The organism is Staphylococcus sp. FSL W8-0774 (assembly GCF_038006785.1).
Classification (GTDB): Bacteria; Bacillota; Bacilli; order Staphylococcales; family Staphylococcaceae; genus Staphylococcus; species Staphylococcus pasteuri.
On the sequence record NZ_JBBOVW010000001.1, the window covers coordinates 2,031,199 to 2,054,540 of the forward strand.

17 protein-coding genes and 1 pseudogene are annotated in these 23,342 nt (G+C 30.8%); 5 read left to right on the forward strand and 13 right to left on the reverse strand.

What is annotated here, in order from left to right; all coding sequences use genetic code 11:
- Window positions 1-90: 90 nt before the first annotated feature.
- The 6 genes from NSQ15_RS10020 to nrdI all read right to left on the reverse strand — a co-directional run bounded on the left by NSQ15_RS10020 (window position 91) and on the right by nrdI (window position 6,819).
- Entirely contained in the window at window positions 91-864 is a 774-nt protein-coding gene (locus tag NSQ15_RS10020) for an iron ABC transporter ATP-binding protein (RefSeq protein ID WP_340747134.1), read from the reverse strand.
- A complete protein-coding gene (locus NSQ15_RS10025) occupies window positions 861-1,820 on the reverse strand; it encodes an iron chelate uptake ABC transporter family permease subunit (protein WP_017637111.1) in 960 nt (319 codons plus the stop codon). Before NSQ15_RS10025 ends, NSQ15_RS10020 begins: the two co-directional genes overlap by 4 nt.
- Window positions 1,810-2,778, reverse strand: coding sequence for an ABC transporter permease (locus tag NSQ15_RS10030; RefSeq protein ID WP_017637112.1), 969 nt, complete (start codon window positions 2,776-2,778; stop codon window positions 1,810-1,812). Before NSQ15_RS10030 ends, NSQ15_RS10025 begins: the two co-directional genes overlap by 11 nt.
- Before the next feature lie 209 nt (window positions 2,779-2,987).
- Window positions 2,988-3,962: a class 1b ribonucleoside-diphosphate reductase subunit beta gene (nrdF, locus tag NSQ15_RS10035; protein WP_002450939.1), complete on the reverse strand. Its 975-nt coding sequence runs from the start codon at window positions 3,960-3,962 to the stop codon at window positions 2,988-2,990.
- 390 nt (window positions 3,963-4,352) lie between these two features.
- Window positions 4,353-6,458 (reverse strand): class 1b ribonucleoside-diphosphate reductase subunit alpha, encoded by a 2,106-nt coding sequence (gene nrdE / locus NSQ15_RS10040; RefSeq protein ID WP_217193778.1) that lies wholly within the window; start codon window positions 6,456-6,458, stop codon window positions 4,353-4,355.
- Window positions 6,421-6,819 (reverse strand): class Ib ribonucleoside-diphosphate reductase assembly flavoprotein NrdI, encoded by a 399-nt coding sequence (gene nrdI / locus NSQ15_RS10045; RefSeq protein ID WP_026083473.1) that lies wholly within the window; start codon window positions 6,817-6,819, stop codon window positions 6,421-6,423. The genes nrdE and nrdI overlap by 38 nt, the downstream gene beginning before the upstream one ends.
- A gap of 800 nt (window positions 6,820-7,619) precedes the next feature.
- On the opposite strand from nrdI, the gene NSQ15_RS10050 reads away from it, so the two are divergent.
- The 4 genes and pseudogenes from NSQ15_RS10050 (at window position 7,620) to NSQ15_RS10065 (ending at window position 11,932) form a co-directional block, all read left to right on the forward strand.
- Window positions 7,620-8,498: a DMT family transporter gene (locus tag NSQ15_RS10050; RefSeq protein WP_340747135.1), complete on the forward strand. Its 879-nt coding sequence runs from the start codon at window positions 7,620-7,622 to the stop codon at window positions 8,496-8,498.
- Window positions 8,499-8,515: 17 nt separating this feature from the next.
- Window positions 8,516-9,016, forward strand: a complete 501-nt coding sequence (queF, locus tag NSQ15_RS10055; RefSeq protein ID WP_029056472.1) for a preQ(1) synthase — start codon at window positions 8,516-8,518, stop codon at window positions 9,014-9,016.
- Between the two features lie 331 nt (window positions 9,017-9,347).
- A pseudogene (locus tag NSQ15_RS10060) lies at window positions 9,348-10,854 on the forward strand (peptide MFS transporter).
- Window positions 10,855-11,002: 148 nt separating this feature from the next.
- On the forward strand, window positions 11,003-11,932 hold the full coding sequence (locus NSQ15_RS10065) for a diacylglycerol/lipid kinase family protein (protein WP_017636672.1): 930 nt from the start codon (window positions 11,003-11,005) through the stop codon (window positions 11,930-11,932).
- 77 nt (window positions 11,933-12,009) lie between these two features.
- Here the strand turns inward: NSQ15_RS10065 and NSQ15_RS10070 are convergent, their stop codons facing one another.
- The 6 genes from NSQ15_RS10070 to NSQ15_RS10095 all read right to left on the reverse strand — a co-directional run bounded on the left by NSQ15_RS10070 (window position 12,010) and on the right by NSQ15_RS10095 (window position 20,286).
- A complete protein-coding gene (locus tag NSQ15_RS10070) occupies window positions 12,010-12,546 on the reverse strand; it encodes a 5' nucleotidase, NT5C type (protein ID WP_029056470.1) in 537 nt (178 codons plus the stop codon).
- A gap of 90 nt (window positions 12,547-12,636) precedes the next feature.
- Window positions 12,637-13,692: a histidinol-phosphate transaminase gene (hisC, locus tag NSQ15_RS10075; RefSeq protein WP_070452499.1), complete on the reverse strand. Its 1,056-nt coding sequence runs from the start codon at window positions 13,690-13,692 to the stop codon at window positions 12,637-12,639.
- A gap of 195 nt (window positions 13,693-13,887) precedes the next feature.
- Entirely contained in the window at window positions 13,888-15,405 is a 1,518-nt protein-coding gene (locus tag NSQ15_RS10080) for an ABC transporter permease/substrate-binding protein (protein ID WP_070452502.1), read from the reverse strand.
- On the reverse strand, window positions 15,398-16,363 hold the full coding sequence (locus tag NSQ15_RS10085) for an ABC transporter ATP-binding protein (RefSeq protein WP_340747136.1): 966 nt from the start codon (window positions 16,361-16,363) through the stop codon (window positions 15,398-15,400). The genes NSQ15_RS10080 and NSQ15_RS10085 overlap by 8 nt, the downstream gene beginning before the upstream one ends.
- 241 nt (window positions 16,364-16,604) lie before the next feature.
- On the reverse strand, window positions 16,605-18,386 hold the full coding sequence (gene recQ / locus NSQ15_RS10090; protein WP_124760792.1) for a DNA helicase RecQ: 1,782 nt from the start codon (window positions 18,384-18,386) through the stop codon (window positions 16,605-16,607).
- A 10-nt stretch (window positions 18,387-18,396) separates the two neighbouring features.
- Complete coding sequence (locus tag NSQ15_RS10095) at window positions 18,397-20,286, reverse strand: ABC-F family ATP-binding cassette domain-containing protein (RefSeq protein ID WP_176745286.1); 1,890 nt, start codon at window positions 20,284-20,286, stop codon at window positions 18,397-18,399.
- A gap of 102 nt (window positions 20,287-20,388) precedes the next feature.
- On the opposite strand from NSQ15_RS10095, the gene NSQ15_RS10100 reads away from it, so the two are divergent.
- Window positions 20,389-21,204, forward strand: a complete 816-nt coding sequence (locus tag NSQ15_RS10100) for a ZIP family metal transporter (protein WP_017637518.1) — start codon at window positions 20,389-20,391, stop codon at window positions 21,202-21,204.
- Window positions 21,205-21,345: 141 nt separating this feature from the next.
- Here NSQ15_RS10100 and ltaS read toward each other — a convergent pair whose 3' ends face one another.
- Window positions 21,346-23,286 (reverse strand): polyglycerol-phosphate lipoteichoic acid synthase LtaS, encoded by a 1,941-nt coding sequence (ltaS, locus tag NSQ15_RS10105; protein ID WP_029056464.1) that lies wholly within the window; start codon window positions 23,284-23,286, stop codon window positions 21,346-21,348.
- Window positions 23,287-23,342: the final 56 nt, after the last annotated feature.

Below are 23,342 nucleotides of genomic sequence, written 5' to 3' on the forward strand. Positions count from 1 at the left end.
TATCGGTTGGCTGAAAGGAACATGTTTGAATAGATTGATTTATCCATATACTATAAGCATCACTCCTTTAAAGGTCTAATAAAACTAGTGTTAATTCAATATCAATTCATCATAATATAGACAAATACGTTGACCATTTACATTTTCAACTTTGACATCCATTTCATATAATTCTCTTAATACATTGCTTTGAATAACAGTTTGATTACTACCAGAAAGAACAAGTTCACCATTTTTTAAAGCAATAATATTATCTGAATAACAGGATGCAAAATTAATATCATGTAATACAATAACGATTGTTTTATTTAATGTTTTTGCTAATGTACGCAAAGTTTGCATAATTTGTACTGAATGTTTCATATCTAGATTATTTAGTGGTTCATCTAATAAAATGTATTCAGTATTTTGTGCGATCGTCATCGCTATATAAGCGCGTTGACGTTGTCCTCCTGACAGTGTTTTGATATTTCTATCCTTTATTTCATTTAACTGTAATAAATCTAAGGCATATTGTACTTGTTCTTTATCTTCTTGTTTTAAGTGTCCTTTGCAATAAGGAAATCTTCCAAAATTAACTAATTGTTCAACAGTAATATTCATTTCAGTATGATTAGTTTGTTTTAATATTGAAATTTTTTTAGCTAATTCATCTGTTTTGTAATCATCCATACACTTATCTTCAATTTTGACAGTGCCACTATCAATCTGAATCAACTTTGTGATTGTTGATAATAAAGTACTTTTTCCTGCACCGTTTGGACCAATAAGTGATGTGATTTTTCCTTTTTCAATATCAACATTAATATCTTTTAAAATTTTCTTCTTCTGAATGGATTTATTTAAACTTTGAATTTGGATCAATTGGCATTTCTCCCTCTAACTAATAAGTATATAAAGTAACTTCCACCTATAAGGTCAATAATTATACTTACTTCAGTAGTCGCTTCAAAAAGATGTTCAACAACCCATTGCGCTATAAATAAACTTATCCAACTAAAACATAATGTAGCAGGTAGTATATATTTATGCTCATAAGTCTTGATAAATTCATGTGCTAAATTGACAGTTAATAGTCCTAAAAATGTAATTGGACCTACTAAAGCTGTTGAAACAGATACTAAAATAGCAACAACAATGAGAAATAATCTTGTTACTTTTTCATAATTGACGCCTAAATTAATTGCTTGTTCTCTACCGAGCAATAAGACATCTAAATATGGAAGCGAGATAATAGTAATGACGATTAACACGGCTAATACGATAGCTGAAAATCCAACAAGTTTTGAATTAGAAGCGTCAAAGTTAGCAAACATTGTACTTTGAACAGCTAAAAATGATTCTGGATCCATAACTAATTGGATAAAACCTGTAATACTTCTAAAAAATGTTCCAAGTACGACGCCAACTAAAAGTATGAAATAAACAGAAAAATGGCCTATTTTAAATAAAACTTGGAATAAGAAAAGCGCAAATAATACCATTGCTAATAATGTAATGACAAAATTAATATAAACATTAGTAACTAATGTGGATTGAGTTCCTAATATAAACACAGGTAAAATTTTCACAAATAAGTATACGGAATCAAGACCAATGATTGATGGTGTCAGTAACCGATTTGTCGTAATAGCTTGGAAAATAACAACGGAAGTACCTATAGCACCGCCAACTAAAATAATTAATATGAATTTTCTTAAACGACTTTGGATTTGATAATCAAATATTTCAAAATCAATACCTAACAATAAATATAAAACACCTATAATTAGTGTGATTAAGGTTAGTAACAATACTTTCTTATTGTGTTTAGTTAGCATAATTACCCCTACCTTTCATCAATAAGATAAGGAATATAATAGTTCCAAACACACCTATAGTTAAACCGATGTTAATTTCGTATGGGTACACGATTAGTCGACCTATAATGTCTGAAAACAGCACAAAGACCGCACCTAACATCATTGTATGAGGTAAAGCATGTTTTAAATGGTCTCCTCTATAAATTGAAATGATATTAGGAACAATTAACCCTAGAAATGGTAATGTACCAACAGTGACAACAACAAGCGCAGTAATTGTTGCAGTTATAAATAAAGCGATGTTAATTATTTTTTCATAGTTAACTCCTAAGTTATGGCTGAAGTCTTTGCCCATACCCGCAATCGTAAAATGGTTCGCAAATATATATGTAATTATTAAAAACGGAATACTTAAATATAATACTTCGTAACGACCACTAGTAATAATGGCAAAATTACCATTCAACCAATTACCTATGCTTTGAACTGCATTTGTACGTAACGCAATAAATGTCGTAAAACTAGAAACTATGCCACCAAGCATAATACCTAACAACGGAATAAAGATAACATCTTTTACCTTAATAAGTTGAACTAATTTAACAAAGAAATAAGTTCCAACTACACTGCATATAACAGCAAAAATTAATTTGATAAGTATATGTCCTTTAGGAAAGAAAATTAAAGATAATAAAATACCTAATTTTGCCCATTCCATCGTACCTGCTGTCGTTGGACTTACAAATTTATTTTGCATCATTTGTTGCATAATTAAACCAGCGATACCCAATGTACTACCTGATATGAGAATACTAACTGTTCGAGGAATACGACTCGATAAAATAATATTTAATTGGTCGCTGTTAAGATGGAAAATATCAGTAATCGATATTTGGCTAACACCAACAAATAAAGAAAGAACCGTAAACGCAACGAGAAAGATGAGTAAAACATATCCCTTAAGTAAAAACTTCATAACACTTTCTCCTTGAATAGTAATTCTTATTATTTCTGACGATAATGATAATCGTTATCATTTAAAATGTTACAGAATTTATTGGTAATATTCAATAGGTTTTCGAAAAATATTGCTGTAAATTTGATTAATTTTAATATTTAAGTTAAAAACATAAAAAAAGTCTTAATTTTAATCTCATAGCGATTAAAATTAAGACTTTTTATTATTTATTTCTCGTCATCGAATATAAAATCTTCATCTCTTAAAGCTTCAACATTTAGAGCCAGTGTATAACCGTCACCTTTTACAGAGAAGAAATCATGATTTTTAGTTGTAGTGTCTAAGGCATTTTCAATAATAGGGTTGAATTCACGTTCTTCAAAATAAGGTTCAAAACCAAGATTTGATAATGCTTTATTACCATTATATTTAACGTAATTCAGTACATCTTCTGCTAATCCAATGTCATCATATAACAGATGTGTATATGATACTTCATTATCATATAACTCTTTTAATAATTTATACATTTCTTGATCAGCTCGTTGCTTTTCACTTTCAGATAGTTCATTTCTTAAGCTTTGTGCATCTAATCCAGTAAAGACACCATGAATAGATTCATCCAATAATATTTTACGAATAATTTCTCCAGATGTTGTCATCTTTCCTTGACCAGCTAGATATAGTGGATAGTAAAAACCTGAATAGAATAAAAATGTTTCTAAGAAAACACTTGATACTCTAGCAATGTACTGGTCGAAAATGGAAGCTTCTTTACCCCATAATTTATGATAGTTTTCGATGATTTTATCTGATTTATATTTTAAATGAGGTTCTTCAATAACCCACGTATCTAATAAATAGTTTGTTTCACTAGAAGGTAATAATGTAGTGAAAATATGAGAATAACTTTTAGCATGAATTTGTTCCATCATTGCCATAAATGAATATACTGCTTTTTTTCTTAAATCAGTAGTATGAAGCATTATTAATGGCATACCATCGTCTGCTTGGTGTGTGTCTAAACCTGTTAAACCTGCTAACGCTTTTTTAAATGTATTCTTTTCAGCTTCAGATAACGTTTTCCAACTTGCGATATCCTTTGATACTTTAAATTCTGTTTCTACCCACATTTGAGATATATTTTGACGCCAAAACATATTAGTCATATCTTCTTGGGTATTCCAATTGACGGCCTTCATGAATAATAATCCTCCTATCCTTTAATTAAGGTGACAGATAACCACTAACTTTCAATTAAACTACCTAATCCCTTATTAAGGTTATGTATTAACAAAGGTCGGGACAAAAGCGCTTAGGATTTGAGCAGAACCGGACGATGAGCAAAATTGTTTCTCAAATTTTTTCGAATCGTGTGAGTTTGCCCAACTTGCATTACTTGTAGAATTTCTTTGTGAAATTCTCTGTGTTGGGTCCCTTCTGCCGAAAATCCTGCTTTTGGGACGCCGTTAATCAGTTTCCCAGAGCACAAAGACTTTATGTCTCAACCACTTTTCTTTATTCTTTTAGATACTCTAAATCATAAATTCAATTAGATTAAGCTTAATGTTCTATTATGTTTGTTTATGATTTTAGATAGCGCAACTTGTACATTCTTCTACACTTAATAATTTATTACGAGTATAGTATAGAGATTTCAAACCTTTATGATGCGCATATACATATAATCTAGAAAGTTCTCGAGTAGAAATTTCTGAATTAACATATAGTATTGTTGAAATACCTTGGTCAACATGAGTTTGAATAGTTGATACCAAATCAATTAATTTCATTTGATCAGTGTTAAATGCTGATTTGTAATACCACATTGTTTCTGGCGATAAAAATGGCATTGGATAAAACGTTTCTGCATTACCATAAGTACGTCTTTCAATTTGGTCAACAATAGGCATCACTGAACTTGTAGCATTTTGCACATATGAAATACTTTGAGTTGGTGCAATAGCTAATCGATATGCGTGATATAAACCATATTGTTCAACGTCTTTTTGTAGTGCTTTCCAATCTTCAGCAGTTGGGATATCTAATCCTTCGAATAATTCACGTACCTTTTCAAATTGTGGTTCAAATTCTTGAGATGTGTAGAATTCGAAATATTTTCCATTTGCATAGTCAGATTTATCAAAATCAAGATATTTTTCTCCACGTTCTTTAGCAATTTGCATAGAACGTTCAATAGAATAATAATTCATTATCATAAAGAAGATGTTAGCAAAATCTTTAGCTTCTTCTGATTCATAACTTATTTTATTTTTAGCTAAGTAACCGTGTAAATTCATAACTCCTAGACCAACAGAATGTAACTCACTGTTTGCTTTTTTAACACCAGGTGCGTTTTGAATATTAGCTTCATCACTAACCACAGTCAATGCATCCATACCAGTATGAACTGAGTCTCTGAATTTTCCAGATTCCATTACATTAACAATATTTAATGATCCTAGGTTACATGAAATATCTCTTTTAATGTCATCTTCAGTGCCGTAATCATTTATTACAGATGTTTCTTGTAATTGGAAAATTTCAGTACATAAGTTACTCATTTTAATTTGACCAATATTAGAATTAGCATGTACTTTATTCGCATTATCTTTAAACATTAAGTAAGGATAACCTGATTGTAATTGTGTTTGTGCAATCGTATTTAACATTTCACGAGCATCTTTTTTCTTTTTCTCAACGTTTGGATTTGTAACCATGTCGTCATAATATTTATCTAAATCGATGTCATCTAAAGTCACACCATATTCCTGTTTTACAGTATGTGGCGCAAACATATAGAAGTCTTTACCTTCTTTAGCTAAATCAAAGAATTTAGAAGGGACAATTAAACCAGTTGAAATAGTAGATAAGCGTAAATCTTCATCAGCATTTACCTTTTTAGTATCTAAAAATTCTTCAACATCATAATGGAAGATGTTTAAATAAACTGCGCCTGCACCAGGTCTTTGTCCTAATTGGTCAGCATAACTAAATCCACCTTCTAAAGATTTAGCAACAGGTAATACACCTTTAGCTACACCTTTAATACCTTTGATTGCTTCACCACGTGCACGTAATTTTGATAAATTGATAGCAACGCCGCCACCAATTTTACTTAGTTGTTTCGCAGTTGAATCAATAAAGTTAATAGAATTTAAACTATCATCTACTTCTAATAAGAAACATGACACTAATTCTCCACGTCGTGCTCTACCAGCATTTAAAAACGTTGGTGTTGCTGGTTGGTAACGTTGTTCAACCATGGATGAAATAAATTGTTTCGCTTGGTTTTTATCACCATTAGCTAAGTACATTGATACGATAGCAACGTGTTGATTATAATCTTCTAAAAATTGTTGTTTATCATTGGTTTTAAGTGCATAGTCTTTATAAAATTTACTTGCTGACATATAACTTGCGAATTGGAAATTAATTGATTTTGCATATTCTGTAATTTCAATTAAATCTGCCTCATTATATTTTTCAAAGACATTGAAATAAAAGTTATTGTCTACAAGATAATGTAATCTTTCGATTTCGCTATCGAAATAAATTGTTTTATCGTGGATTTCTTCCAAGTATACTTTAAGTGCCTCTTGGTCTTTTTCTAAATTAAAAAAACCATTATCTTTTCTTTTTGTAACTTCGTTATTTAATTCAATATGATTGTACTTCTTCTCGTCCATAGTTTTCATTAAAATTACCCACCTTGTTTTTAAATTCGATAACGTCTTTGTTTGTTCCCTGCACTTCAAACTTCATTAACAACGGAATATCATATTTTTCAGATATAGTACGCCCTGCTTTAGCAAAGTTCTGACCCCAGTTTCTATTTCCACTTGCAGCCACGGCCTTAATATTTGAATGATTAACATCTAAAAAAGCCTGAACCTGTTGAGGAACCTCACCAAACCCTATGGTTCCTGTAACTAAAATGTAGGGTTCATTAATAGTTTCTGTACAGTTGTCAGATGTAATTTCCATCGCATTTTCGATTTCAGCACGTTTAATGAATCGACGTACATTGCCTGAAAATGAAAAATATACTACTTTCATTGGATCGCCTTCTTTCACCAATTTAAAAAAATTAAAAAAGAAGTTCTCCTTTATTGTTAAGGAAAGCTTCCTACAAAACATTGTGTTGTAGAATGAAATGAGTCACTAAACGAAACGTTTATAAAAACTATATGACCTTATATTAATATGTGATTTTATTTTTCAAACCACAAGATATAGTGGTTAGTTTCGAATTTAGATCTATATAGTATAATTAAACATTTTGTGCCTAAACACTGTTAATAAGAGTTTTTTCTTAAATTATCAGTGTCATTTTGCATTTATAATAAAATTATTCATTTTATTAGTACCGTTTCAAAACACAATATATTGTGTCTGTTTATTAATATCGGTACTATATTCTGTGTTTCATTATACATAATAGCTATACTTATTTAAAGTTAAAGTTTTATGTCTAATGTTCGTCTTTTCTTTTGAACATGCACCACTACACCATTAGTCTTACCTCAATAAAAATAAAAAAATTTTTCAGTTAAAATCACTTGCTTTTTTAAAGAAAATATACATAACCATCATTCCAATACATTAACGAAAATCCTATCATTACAACGTATACAACCTATAAAGCAATAGAATTGAATTGCAATAGTTTTCAGTTATATACAATTTTTTAGAGATATTAAAAATATCTAATGCTATCAATCAAAGTAAACTTCATAGAACGTATGTTCGTATTGATATTATATAATCTTTGTTCCAAAATATCAAGTCTTTTATGCATAACCCTATCATTTATGCTACTATAGTAACGTTAAATTTTTATAAATGAGGCGATAGTATTGAATCCTAAAATTAAAGGTATTATTGCAATCCTAATTTCTGCAGTAGGCTTCAGCTTTATGTCTGTATTTTTCAGATTAGCAGGTGATTTACCTGTTTTTCAAAAGTCTTTAGCTAGAAATTTAGTTGCTATGTTTATACCATTATTCTTCATATATAAATATAAGCAGCCTATGTTCGGAAAGTTAAGTAGTCAACCATTACTTATTTCAAGATCCGCACTTGGATTAATAGGCGTATTGTTCAATATTTACGCAATTGATCATATGGTGCTCAGTGATGCTGATACTTTAATGAAGCTCAATCCTTTTTGGACAATCTTATTCAGTTTGATTTTCTTAAATGAAAAAATTCGTAAATATCAAATTACAGCGATGGTTGTAGCAATATTAGGAATGCTATTAATAGTAAAACCAGAATTTTCTTCTTCAATCATACCATCACTAGTTGGACTATTCTCAGGTATCTTTGCCGCTTCAGCCTACACTTGTGTACGTGCTTTAAGTACTAGAGAAGCACCTTATACTATTGTTTTTTACTTTTCTTTATTTTCTGTAATATTACTTATACCATTTACAATATTTACTTATGAGCCTATGAGTAATTTACAATTACTATATTTATTTGGAGCTGGATTATCAGCTGCAGTAGGTCAAATTGGTATCACATTAGCTTATAGTTTTGCAGCAGCTAAAGATATTTCTATATTTACTTATGCTTCTATTATATTTACGGCATTGTTCGGATTCATATTATTCGGAGAATCACCTGATGTATTAGCTACACTTGGATATGTCGTAATTATTGGCGCAAGTTATTATATGTTTGAAAAAGCTAGACGAGAATCAAACGCAACTCAACAACAATCTAAATCTTAATTAAAGGAGTGATTCTTTTGGCACAAGGACGTCAAAAAGATGAATTACAAGATATTACATTACTAGGCAATCAAAATAATACTTACGATTTTGATTATAGACCTGATGTTTTAGAAACTTTTGAGAATAAACATCAAGGCAGAGATTACTTTGTTAAATTTAATTGTCCAGAATTCACATCTCTTTGCCCTATTACTGGTCAACCTGACTTTGCTACAATTTATATTTCATATATTCCTAACGTTAAAATGGTAGAATCTAAATCATTAAAATTATATTTATTTAGTTTTAGAAACCACGGAGACTTTCATGAGGATTGTATGAATATTATTATGAATGATTTAATTGATTTGATGGATCCCCATTACATTGAAGTATGGGGTAAATTCACACCTCGTGGCGGTATTTCAATTGATCCATATACAAATTATGGTCGTCCAAATTCAAAATATGAACAAATGGCTGAACATAGAATGATGAACCATGATATGTATCCAGAAAATGTAGACAATCGTTAATACCTTAATTATTTTATTGTTAAAACTTTAGTACTTTGAAATGTCGTCGCAAGATGTTTCATTTAGTGCTAAAGTTTTTTATTTAATTTTCAAAAAACTCTTGCACTTTATTGAGTTAAAGCGTATTTTATATAGTACTAGTACTAAATCTTAAGAAGTTAATGATTAATTACTTTGTATGAATTATACATAAAATAATCACAAGTAAATTGACTGAATTTTCTTTTTTATAATTTTTTGAATATTATTGCAACTTCTTAATTTCAATAGTACAATTTTTAAAAACGACTTAACGTTAGCGTTACGGGAAAAGAAAGGATGGGATAAATATATGAAAGCCAATAATTCCCATGAACAAGCAATACAAGAAATACCACAAACAGGATTCTTCGGGCATCCAAGAGGATTGGGTGTATTATTTTTCGTAGAATTTTGGGAGAGATTTAGTTATTACGGCATGCGTGCAATGCTCTTATTCTATATGTACTATTCAGTTGCTAACAATGGATTAGGCATTGATAGAACGACTGCTATGTCTATTATGTCTGTTTACGGTGCTTTAATTTACATGTCTTGTATTCCAGGTGGTTGGATTGCTGACAGAATTACAGGTACTAGAGGTGCCACACTAATTGGTGCTGTGCTCATTATTATCGGACACATTTGCTTAAGCTTACCATTTTCAATGGTTGGTTTATTCGCATCAATGTTCTTCATCATTATAGGTTCAGGTATGATGAAACCAAATATCTCTAATATTGTTGGTAGATTATATACCAAAGATGACACTCGTATGGATGCTGGGTTTGTAATTTTCTATATGTCAGTTAACTTCGGTGCTTTAATTTCACCAATTATCTTGCAACAATTTTTAGATGTTAAAAACTTCCACGGTGGTTTCTTAATTGCAGCTATCGGTATGGCACTTGGATTAGTATGGTATATATTATTTAATCGCAAAAATTTAGGTCGTGTTGGTATGTCTCCAACAAACCCACTTTCACCTTCAGAAAAGAAAAAAATATTCAGCTATTGTTGGTGCTATCGTAGCAATTATCATCATTGTATTAATCGTTACATATATGACTAATACATTATCATTCGATTTAGTAAGTAATACTGTTTTAGTATTAGGTATTGTATTACCAATTTCTTATTTCACAGTTATGATTCGTAGTAAAGATGTCACTGAGGTCGAACGTTCAAGAACTAAAGCATTTATTCCATTATTTATTTTAGGTATGGTGTTCTGGGCAATCCAAGAACAAGGATCAAACGTATTAAATATTTATGGTATTGAACATTCAGATATGAAATTGAATCTTTTAGGATGGAAAACAAACTTTGGAGAAACTATTTTCCAATCTATTAATCCATTATTCATCTTATTATTTGCACCAGTCATTTCAATGATTTGGCAAAAATTAGGTAAACGTCAACCAAGTCTATCTATTAAATTTGTCATTGGTGCTGGATTAGCTGGTTTTTCATATATCTTAATGGGATTAATCGGTAACTTATATGGAAGTGCGCATTTCTCAGTAAACTGGGTTATTCTGTCTTACATCATTTGTGTAATCGGTGAATTATGTTTATCACCAACTGGTAACAGTGCGGCAGTTAAGTTAGCACCAAAAGCATTCAATGCTCAAATGATGAGTTTATGGTTATTAACTAATGCTTCTGCTCAAGCATTTAATGGTACTTTGGTAAAACTCATTGATCCATTAGGTCAAACGAACTACTTCATTTTCCTAGGTACTTCAGCTATAGTCATTACTTTAATTATTTTAGCCTTCTCACCAAAAATTGTTAAAGCAATGAGAGGTATTAGATAATTTAAACAATATTTGCTATAAGTCGAAATAATTCGGCTTATAGCTTTTTTAGTTTATAATGAAAAATGCTATAAATTTACCATTATTGCCCATCAATTTAGGGTATTGAAATATATTAATAAGAACTTAAGGAAAGTAGGTATGTATAATGACAAATAAATATAATCATGGTGTGTTATTTTATCATGAACATAGCGGCTTAAAAGATATCTACCAAGGTTTAGGTGAAGTAACAAAGTCTTTAAGTTCTATGTGTAAACATTTTTCAATTCAATTAAGCGAAAATGAAGGTGACATTAAACGTTACTGCCAATCAATTAAAGATGGTCATTATGGAAACCAAATAGATGTACTGTTTATTTTAGGTGGCGATGGTACTGTAAATGAATTAATCAATGGTGTTATGGAAAATGATTTAGATTTACCTATTGGTATCATCCCTGGAGGAACATTCAATGATTTCACTAAAACACTAAATCTTAACCCAAATCATACGCTAGCTAGTCAACAGTTGTTATCTTCACATATTCAAACTTACGATGTTATTAAAGTAAATGATATGTATGCTCTAAATTTTGTTGGTTTAGGCTTAATTGTTCAAAATGCTGAAAATGTTCAAGATGGTTCTAAAGATATCTTCGGAAAACTAAGTTATATTGGTTCAACAGTAAAAACTTTAATGGATCCTAGCAAATTTGATTTTAATTTAAATATAGATGGCAAAGAAAAAACTGGAAATACATCAATGATTTTAGTAGCAAATGGTCCAAATATTGGTGGTAGTAGAATTCCTTTAACTGACCTATCTCCTCAAGATGGCAAACTCAATACATTTATCTTTGATGATCAAAGTTTTAGCATACTTAATGATATTTTCAAAAAACGTGACAGTATGAACTGGAATGAAATTACACAAGGGATCGATCATATTTCAGGTCAGAAAATCAAACTATCAACTGAACCTACTATGAAAATTGATATCGATGGTGAAATTGCCTTAGAAACACCTATTGAACTTGAAGTATTACCTGATGCAATCAAATTACTCACATTCCCTAACCAAAATAATAATCAATAATATGCTTTCTAATATAAAATAAAACAGGAAATGGCTCCCATTCATTAAAAAATTGAATATATGCCACTTCCTGTTTTTTATTTTTCATTTAAGAATAAATCTTCTACTTCTTTCCAACCATTTACACGACGATAATCATCATTATTAACATTGTGAACTGCAGTATACATAATTGATTCACCTTCGAATATAGCAAGTTGTCTAGGATTGTCATCGATTAAATAATCTGCATTTATAATATTTTTACGTCCACAAAATACAAAATGTTGAGGGTCTAAGAATGGAAAATGTTCTAATAACCATTCATATTTATCATGAAATGATGTCGGTACATCCATAGCTGCAGTTGCTATATAAACATCATATTGTTGGTTTAATTTTTCAACTACTTCTTGTGCATTTGGCATCACTTTTAAATGTCGGAAGAATCCTGGTTCTCTAAGTATTTCAGTCACTAAACCATCATGCTCTGGAATAACATGTTTTAATTTTTGACCATTTAAAGATTCTACAGTAATACCTAGGTTAGCTCTTTCATTAACTGCATCAATAATCGCACCTAACGTATCAGCCAACACTTCATCCATATCTATTGCAATTTTCTTACGAGACATTAAATCTACTCCTCAAATGTAATGTATTTCTAAAGTATAGCAAATGCATGTTCCAGACAAAAGGTTTTACTGTTATGACATTTCATCTTTTTAGTAATCAAATTGCTGTAAAACTTCAATCATTTTATCATTTTGTTCTGGGAATCCTATCGTAATTCTAACACCGTTAGGAAACAGTCTGGTGATACAACCAACATTTAATAAAGCTTCATATAGTTCTTTACTTTTAGATGTTTTAACAAACACAAAGTTAGTTTGACTCGGTAAAAAATGTTCACTTTGAGGTATTTGATAGAACTTTTGACGTTCAAAGGCATTTTTTTGAGTTATATCTTTTAAATAAGCTTGATCATTTAAAGCCGCTACAGCTGCATATTCAGATAAACGTGTCACATTAAATGGTGGTCTAATTATATTCCATTTTTCAATAGCTTCATTAGTGGCTACTACGTAACCTACGCGTAATCCTGCTAAACCATATGCTTTTGAAAATGTTCTTAATAAAAATGCATTATCAAACTTTTCCTGTAATTTTAGCGTATCAGGAAAATCATCCGCAGTGACAAATTCAAAATAAGCTTCATCAATAAGTACTGGTACATGGCTAGGTATTCTTGCTAAAAAGTTATAAAGTTCATCGTGAGTGAAATATGTACCTGTGGGGTTATTAGGATTACATAGCCATACAAGTGATGTATCATCGTCTACTTCATCTAAAATCCCTTCTAAATCAAAGGAGCCATTTTTTAAAGGTACTTGTACTACTGATGCAGCTTCTACAATTGCATTATGATAGTATTGACCAAATGTTGCTTCACTAGTAACAATTTTATCTCCTGGTGTTAGGATTGCTCTTGAAATCATTAATATCACTTCGTCTAAACCAGCACCAAATAATACTCGTGATTCATCTACACCAAGATGCTTACTAATTGCTTCTCTAAGTATTGGTGAACCAGTTTCAGGATAATAATGCAATTCATCTAAATGTTTGGTTATAGCATCTTTAACACTCGGAGAAGGACCATATAAACTTTCATTTGAGGCTAATTTAAATAGATCTCCTTTAATTCCATAGGTTTCTTTAAGTGCCCTAGGAGATAAACCTGGTTGGTATGCAGATAGTTGATCAAGTTGTTTTTTCATAATCTCGTTGCCTCCTTGAATTGACTGAAATTTCAAAATCTTAATGTTAATTATATACAAATCGAATGTCATAAATCAAACTATGTACGATTGTTTGCCCTTTTCAATTCAAAAAACGTATCTTGATCATTAATTAAAAAACCTTAACGTCAACATGTATTACATGTTAGCGTTAAGGTTATACTTAAGTTATGCTTATTTTTTCAAAAGCCCTTCTTTTTCTAAATAATCTTTAGCTACTTGATAAGGATCTTTTTTCTTCACTGTTACTTTATAGTTCATTTCTTGCATATCTTCATCAGAAATTTTTCCAGCTAGTTTGTTAAGTGGTTTTTTCACTTCTGGATGATCTTTTAAGAATTTTTCTTTAAACATTGGTGCACCTTGGTATGGTGGGAATACATGTTTATCATCTTTTAACACGACCATATCATATTGTTTTAATTCGGCATCTGTAGAATATGCATCAATTAAATTGATGTCTCCTTTATTCACTGCTGTATAACGTAGTTTAGGTTCCATTGTTTTCACATTAGATATGTTTAGTCCATAAGATTTTTTAACAGCTTTAAAACCATCTGGTCTATCATTAAATTCTAAAGTAAATCCTGGCTTCAATTGATCTTCTACTTTAGATAAGTCACCAATTGTTTTAATGTTATGTTTCTTAGCAAAATCACGTTTGACTGCTAAGGCATAAGTATTATTATATTTCATTGGTTTCAGCATAGTCATATCAAATTTTTTCTCAAGACTTTGTTTAGCTTGTTGATATACTTGTGGTTCTTTTTTAGATTTTAAATCCTCTTTCGTCAATTCACCTAAAACAGTACCTGTAAATTCTAAATAACCATCGATATCATCTGATTTCAAAGCATTAAATAAGAAGGCTGTCTTGCCCATGCCGTCTTTTACTTCAACTGTATCATCCGTATCTTGTTCAATTAAAATTTTATACATGTTTGTAATAACAGAAGGTTCTGAACCTAATTTTCCTGCAAGGGTAATTTTATCGCCTTTTTGAGCAAATAGCGGTACTATAATTGCAATCATAATAATAACAACCATTGTACCTAAAACAATCATTAGCTTTTTGTACGATAACTTTTCCATAAATCTTAATACAACATCAAATAAAATGGCTAATAATGCTGCCGGAATCGCACCTATTAAAATTAATGACGCATCATTACGGTCTATCCCTAGTAAAATTAAGTCACCTAGGCCACCAGCACCTATTAATGCTGCTAAAGTTGCTGTACCGATAATTAATACCATAGCTGTTCTAATCCCTGCCATAATCACTGGCATTGCAATGGGAAGTTCCACCTTCGTTAAGCGTCTTATAGGTTTCATACCAATACCTTTAGCCGCTTCAACTAATGATGGGTCTACTTCATTTATACCAGTATATGTATTACGTAAAATTGGTAGAAGCGCATATACAACAAGTGCGATAATAGCTGGTACTCTTCCTATTCCGAATAATGGAATCATTAAACCTAATAATGCGAGTGAAGGAATAGTTTGCAATACAGCAGCAATATTCATTACTATCTCTGATGTCTTTTTAGTTTTAGTTAATAAAATACCTAATGGTACTGCTATAATAGTAGCAATTAATAATGCAATAAACGAAATTTGAATATGTTCAATAATCGTTGAGAGTAACTGTCCTTTACGTTCACCTAAAGTTTGCCAAAATTCATGCATTATCGTTACCCTCCTTTGTTACAGACAAATACTCAAACACGTCTTCTCTCTTTAACAAGTTTTTTTGTTGTGAATGTTCATCAACAACTATAACAGCTTCATTAGCTATCAATGTTTGATAAATATCCTCTAAATATTGTTGATTACTTATTTCAGGATAATTATTCATTACTGAAACTTCATCTAGTGGACGATCAATAATCAATTCTTTTAATTGCACTTTGGATTTATGTCTATTTAAATGGTTACCCATAAATTGTTTTACAAATTCACTTTGTGGTTGTTGCTGAAAACCTAAAGGTGTATCAATTTGTTCAACATGACCATCATTTAGTAAGCAAATACGATCTCCCAATTTCATTGCTTCTTGAATGTCATGTGTTACAAATACAATCGTCTTTTTGATTTTTGTTTGTAACTCAATTAAGTCATCTTGGAGCTTTTCTCTACTAATTGGATCTAACGCACTAAATGGTTCATCCATAATAATAACCGGTGGATCTGCTGCTAACGCACGTACTACACCAACACGTTGTCGTTGTCCACCTGACAGTTCATCTGGCATTCTATTTTTATAAGTTTCCGGTTCTAATCCAACCATTTTTAATAATTCATCAACTCTTGCATCGATATCTTTATCTTTCCATTTCTTCATTTGAGGTACTTGAGTTATATTCTCTTTAATAGTCATATGTGGAAATAATGCAATTTGTTGTAACACATACCCAATATCCCATCTCATTTCATATACAGGATAATCACTGATGGGTTTATTATTAAAATAAATATATCCTTCACTTAACGGTATTAATCGGTTAATCATTTTTAAAGTCGTCGTTTTCCCACATCCTGAAGGTCCAATTAATATGAAAAATTCTCCTTCTTTTATATTAAAACTCACATCATCTATAGCTACATGATTGCCGTATCGTTTCGTTACGTTCTTAAATTCAATCACAACTTCACCTTCTTTAATCTAACTAAATAGACATTTTCGTTTACTATACCCTTTTTCTATACTTAAACACAATTAAAAATAATTAACTTTTTTGTATTTTGTAAATCAAATAAATCTATAACATAAATTCTTATTTCGTTAGTTTTTTAAATAAATATAAAAACTCGATAAATTTTATGTATATTCCTTAAAATTTATCGAGTGGATTGATTATATTCAATTTTATTCAGTATAGATTCTGTTAAATACTTGTTTTATAAGACTGTATTCTTTCCAAAAATTGAGGACAATAATGTTTTAGTTTATAACTTCCTACTCCATCAATATTAATCATATCTTGTTTTGATTCTGGCTTTCGTTTAGCAAATTCTTCTAATGTATAGTCTGAGAAAATACTTACCGGCGCTATACCTAGTTTATCACTTAATTGCTTTCTAACTTTAACTAATTCACTAAATAATGCTCTATCTACACCCTCTACTGTATTGATATAAACTTTTTCTTTAGATTTTTGTTTAAACGGTGTAGTAAAGACTTTTGTATCATTATTTAATAACTTTTTAACTGATTTATCGCAAATAAGTATTTCATCATTTTCATTTAAAAATCCTTTAAATCTTAATTCATCAATTAAATGACTTAATTCAGATGTTGTGTACGATTTCATGATACCGTGAGTTGTTAATTGATTATAATCATTATATTTAATGTAATCTGTTATTTCCCCACGTAGGACTTGGATAATAACACTATAACTTTCTTGTTGTCGCATACGTGCCACACAACTAATAATCATCTTTGCTTCTCTTGTCATATCATATGTTTTATTTTCTTGAATACAATTACTACATTGTTTGCATTCTTCTAACTTTTCATTACGTTCAAAATAATGCACAATTGTTGCTTCTAAACATTTTTTCGTTTTGGTATATTGGATCATTTTAGTTAATTTTTCGCCCATTTTTTCTTTATAATCATCATCTGCTTGAGATACTGTTATAAAGTATTCATGTAGCCCTCTATCGCGTTCACTGAATAATAAAATACATTCACTTTTCAATCCGTCACGTCCAGCACGACCTGCTTCTTGATAATATGATTCCAAATCTCCTGGCATATTATAGTGAATGACGAACCTAACGTTAGATTTATCAATACCCATACCAAATGCATTTGTAGCAATAACAACATTTACACGATCGTATAGAAAGTCATTTTGTGCCGCTTCTCTCTCCTTATTCGTTAAACCAGCATGATAAATAGTACATTTTACTTTATGACTATCAAGCACCTCTTGTAATTCTTCTACTTGTTTTCGTGTTGAACAATAAATAATACCCGCTTCTTCATCGTGATCTGTTACATAATCTACGACAAATTTTTGGCGTTGATAAGTTGGATTAACTTTGAAAATTAAATTACGACGTTTCGTACTTGTTTTGACTTCATCTTGACTGTTAATGTTTAACTTTTCCATGATGTCTTGTTGTACTTCTGCTGTTGCTGTAGCTGTTAATGCAACAATTGCAAAATCTTGAGGGAGAGTGAACACTTTCTGAATAACGCTTTGGTAACTAGGTCTAAAATCATGTCCCCACTTAGAGATACAGTGTGCTTCATCAAAAGCTACTAAATGAATATTTACTTTTCGTAATTGACTCAAGAAATATTGATTTTCAAAACGTTCTGGTGCTACATATAAAAATTGAATTTGCCCATTGATTAACTTTTGTTCAATTTCTTTTTGCTGCTTTTGAGTCAAACTACTGTTAATAAATGCTGCATTAATCCCCATTGCTTTTAATTGGTCTACTTGGTCTTTCATTAAAGATATTAATGGACTAATAACAATTGTAGTCCCACCTAACATCAATCCAGGCACTTGATAACATATAGATTTACCACCACCTGTTGGTAATACACCTAATACATTTCTATGATCCATAATTTTCGATATAATTTCTTCTTGTCCGGGTCGAAATGTATCGTAGCCAAAATAATGCGATAAAGTTTCTTGCATGATTAAATTCCCCTTATTGTTCTTTTAATTCTTCGAGTTCACTCCATCTATTGATGTCAGCATCATACGTTGTTTCTAATTGTTCTTTTTCTTCGTTTAATTCTTTAATTTTTGCATAATCAGCACTAGCTTCTACCATTTCTTCATCAATTTCAACTAACCTAGTTTCAGTTTGATCAATTCGTTTCAACAGTGCTTCATATTCACGTTGTTCTTTATATGATAGACCTGATTTTTTACGTGTTTGTGGCTTAGTCTTTGATTGATTTGTAGCTTGTTTCTCGATTGCTACTTGTTTATCTTGAGATTTTTTATAGGCTTCGTAATCTTCAAATGAGCCAATAATTTTTTCCATTATTCCATCATGGATATACCAATATTCCTGCGCGACTTTATTAAGGAAATATCTATCATGGCTAACAGTTATAACTGATCCACCAAATTCATCTATATAATCTTCTAATATTGTTAATGTCTCAGTATCTAAATCATTAGTAGGTTCATCTAATAATAAAACATTAGGCTTATGTACTAGTAATCGTAATAGATAAAGACGCTTTTGTTCTCCACCTGATAATTTATATACTTTTTTACCATGTGTTGAACTAGGGAAAAGAAATCGTTCGAGTAATTGTGTTACCGAAACGGAAGTGCCATCTTTTTCCATTGCAACTTCACTTTCTTCTCGAAGATAATCAATCATTCTAATATCTCTGTCTAAAGTTTCTTCAGTTTGTTTAAAATAGGCAACTTTAACTGTTTGCCCTACCTTTAAAGTACCTTCGAACGATTGTTCTTCAGAAGCTAGAATATTTAATAGTGTCGTTTTACCTGCACCATTAGGTCCTACAATTCCAATTTTCTGCCCATTTTGTATTATTTCAGTAATATCTTTGAATAGCATCTTGCCATTGATAGATTTAGACACATGCTCTAATTCATAAACCTGTTTACCAAGTCTAGAGTAAGCCAAATTTAACTGTGCTTTATCTTGTTTAGTTTGTTGTTTTACTTCAGATTCTAAATCGCTAAATCGATTAATACGAGCTTGTTGTTTCGTTGTTCTTGCTTTAGCCCCTGCTCTCATCCATGCTAACTCTTGTTTATATAGTGCCTTTTGCTTTGCTTGTTGTTTTTGTTCAATTTCTTCATTTTCAGCTCGCATTGCGATGTAATCTTCATAATTACCTGGATAAGTTTTTAATTTACCTCTGTCTAATTCAATAATTCTAGATGATACTTCATTTAAAAAGTATCTATCATGAGTTACGAATAATACTGTATAGGGATATTGTTTCACGTAATTGATAAGCCAATTAATTGATTCAAAATCCAAATGGTTTGTAGGTTCATCTAACAATAATAAATCAGGTTGTTCAATTAAAGTCTTAGCTAATACAACACGTTTTTGTTGACCACCTGATAATTCTTTAACGAGTTTATTCGTCTCATTGATTCCTAGTTTAGATAGGATGGTTTTAATTTCTGCATTATAATCCCATGCATCTTTGCGATCCATCATTTCTTGTGCATTCATCATGACTTGAAATTGTTTGTCAGTTTGATCTTTTGAATATTGATTTACAGCTTGTTCATACTCTTTAATAATTTTTAAAGTTGGTGTATCAGAACTTAGTACTGCTTCAAAAACAGTCATTTCACCATCTAAATCTTGTTTTTGAGATGAATAGCGAATTCGATAATTATTAGGATGAGTGATATCGGCTGTAAAATCTTCGTCTAGATTACCTATAACTTTTAGCAAAGTACTTTTACCTGTACCATTAATCCCAACGAGACCAATCTTTTCATGCTCAGATATTGATAAATTTAAATCATCGAATATCACTTTATCTGCATAGGATTTATTTAAATGTTCAATTTTATATGCTTCCATGCTTATCTTCCTTTTACTATCGAATTTTCAATATAAATTTGTTAAGATTAAATCAGTTCTATATATTATACACCTTTTTAAGCTTAAATGATATAAGGAGACCTAGTTATGGCAGAATTCTTCGAAAATTTGCCTCCTCATTTTCAAGCTTTAATTGCAGGAATCATTACATGGTTATTAACAGCACTTGGTGCAGCTTCTGTTTTTATTTTTAAATCTGTAAATGACAAAGTGTTGAACTCTATGCAAGGGTTCGCCGCAGGTATTATGATTGCTGCGAGTTTTTGGTCTCTACTACAACCCTCAATTGAATTTAGTAAAGATTCAGCCGTACCTTGGCTACCAGCCGCAATTGGTTTCTTATTCGGTGGTTTCTTTATTCGTGGTTTAGATTTTGTCATACCACATATTCACAGAAATGCTAAAGATAAAAATCAACAACAAGAAGGTATTCAAACATCATTGAGTAAAAATGCGCTTCTCGTTTTAGCCATTACATTACACAATATTCCTGAAGGTTTATCAATCGGGGTAGCATTTGGTGGTGTCGTATCAGGTAATGGTACTGCTACATTTTTAGGAGCAATTGGCTTAGCTATTGGAATTGGTATCCAAAACATTCCTGAAGGTGCAGCGCTATCAATGCCAATTAAAGCAGCGGGTTCTTCAAGTTGGCGAGCGTTCAACTACGGACAAGCTTCAGCAATTGTAGAACCAATATTTGCTATGATTGGTGCAGGTGCGGTACTAATTATCACACCAATGCTTCCTTATGCGCTTGCTTTTGCTGCAGGTGCAATGATATTTGTTGTCGTTGAAGAGCTTATTCCTGACTCTCAATCAGGTAATAACACAGATTTAGCTACATTAAGTTTAATGCTTGGATTTGCCATTATGATGATATTAGACGTTGCATTAGGCTAATCATCATTTGTTCTTTTCTAATCATTAAATATGCAATTTCCATATAAAAATTCCTATAAATAGAGTTTTAAAACGAAGGCAAATAGAACAAAAAATCCGAATTGAGCAAATACGCTCAATTCGGATTTTAATTTATATCAATTACTTTTTCTCATTACCTTTAGGTCCTGTTTTATATTCATACTTCGATGGATTTACTTTTTTGAAATCTGGATTTTTATAGAATCTGAATAAATCTCCATTAAGTAAACTATCATTCATTTCTAAGTCTTTTTCAACTTGTTTTTTATTCTTCTCGAAGTCTTTTGGTTTTTTAGTTAATAATTCATTATCCTTATTAGAATATAACTTACCATTTACATATTTGTAGTCTTTAGTAATGAAATCACCATTTCTGAATGGTACTACATCGTTATGTTGTTTAGAGAATAAATCAGTACCAAACATAATATAGTTCTTAGTATCGATACCAGCAAGATGTAAAATTGTTGGCATTACATCTGTTTGACCTGCATATTCTTTATTAATGCCGCCAGATTTACCTGGAATTTTCAACCAGAAACCAGTACGGTTTAAATCAGTAAATTTAGCTGGTGTAATCTTCTCACCTAATAATTTTTCCATAGCATTATTATGATTTTCAGAAATACCATAGTGGTCACCATAAATCATAATTACTGAATCATCATATAGACCTTTTTTCTTCAGATCAGTTACATATTCTTCTAATGCTTGGTCTAAATAGTGTGCTGTTTGAATATAACCATCTACAGTTGAATCACCTGTATTAGGTTTATCAATTGAAGCGTCTTTCTCATCTAATGTGAATGGATAATGGTTAGTCAATGTAATTAGATGTGAATAGAATGGTTTTTTCATTTTAGCTTGATAATTCGCTGAATCATGGAAGAATACTTTATCTTTTAAACCTAAGTTAACAACATTGTCATCTGACATATCATAATATGTTGCATCATAGAACTTATCTATACCAAAATGTTTATAAATTTGATCACGGTTCCAGAATGTTTTGTAGTCACCATGCATAACATTTGAAGTATAACCTTGCTTTTGATCTAAAATAGCAGGTAATGATTGATAAGTATTGTCACCTTTTAATGAATATGCTGAACCTTGTGGTAACCCATATATACTATTATCCATTGTCAACTCTGCGTCAGATGTTTTACCTTGACCAGTTTGATGGAAGAAGTTAGGGAAGTATGTGAAATCTTGTTTACCACTTGATAACTTATTCAAGAATGGTGTTACTTCTTTACCATTTACTTTCTTATTAATTAAGAAAGTTTGGAAACTTTCCAAATGAATTTTGATGATATTTTTCTTTTTAGCTGCACCATAATATTCTTGGTTTGGCTCTGTTCGTTTTTGTTTCGTGTAATTCAACACTTTAGTTAAGTCATCTTCTGATGCTAATGCCTTTTGCTGATTGTTTTCAATCGTTTTGACACCATCGTATACAGTGAAGTTAAATGGTCCTAAATACTTAACTAAGTATTTATGGTCGAATGTACGAGTTAATAGTTCTGGACGATCTGTTTCCGCAAAAGCTAAGTTTAAAAAGAATAGTGCGACTGATACAGCCATAACAACTGGCACAAACTTTTTGCTAAACGCTTTTGTACTTAACCATTGACGTTTAAAAATCAGAATAAATAGGTAAATAATTGTATCAATGAAGTATACAAAGTCATACCATTTAAATGAAGCACCTAATGCACCGCCCATTGATTCAACGTTACCTGCTTGATTCAATGTACTAAATGTTAAAAAGTCAGAGAAAAATCTGAAATATACAACATTAGCATATAGTAAAAACGTTAATAAGAATCCTCCAACAAAAATGAACCAGAAAGCCTTTTTACCTTTAAAGAATAGGAACACACTTAGTATGAGTGCAACTAAACTGTATGGATTCATCAGTAATATTAAGTTTTGTACTAACCCTTTAACACCTAAAGAAAAATCAACATAATAGGAAAAATACGTCTTCAAGGTGATAGTAAATACCATCATCAGGAAAAACGCAAAAAGACTTATCTTCTTTTTGTGAGAACTCATGTTTGTTTCCTCCGTTAATTGTTAATAAATCATCAATATCAGAAACTCTAAACAAT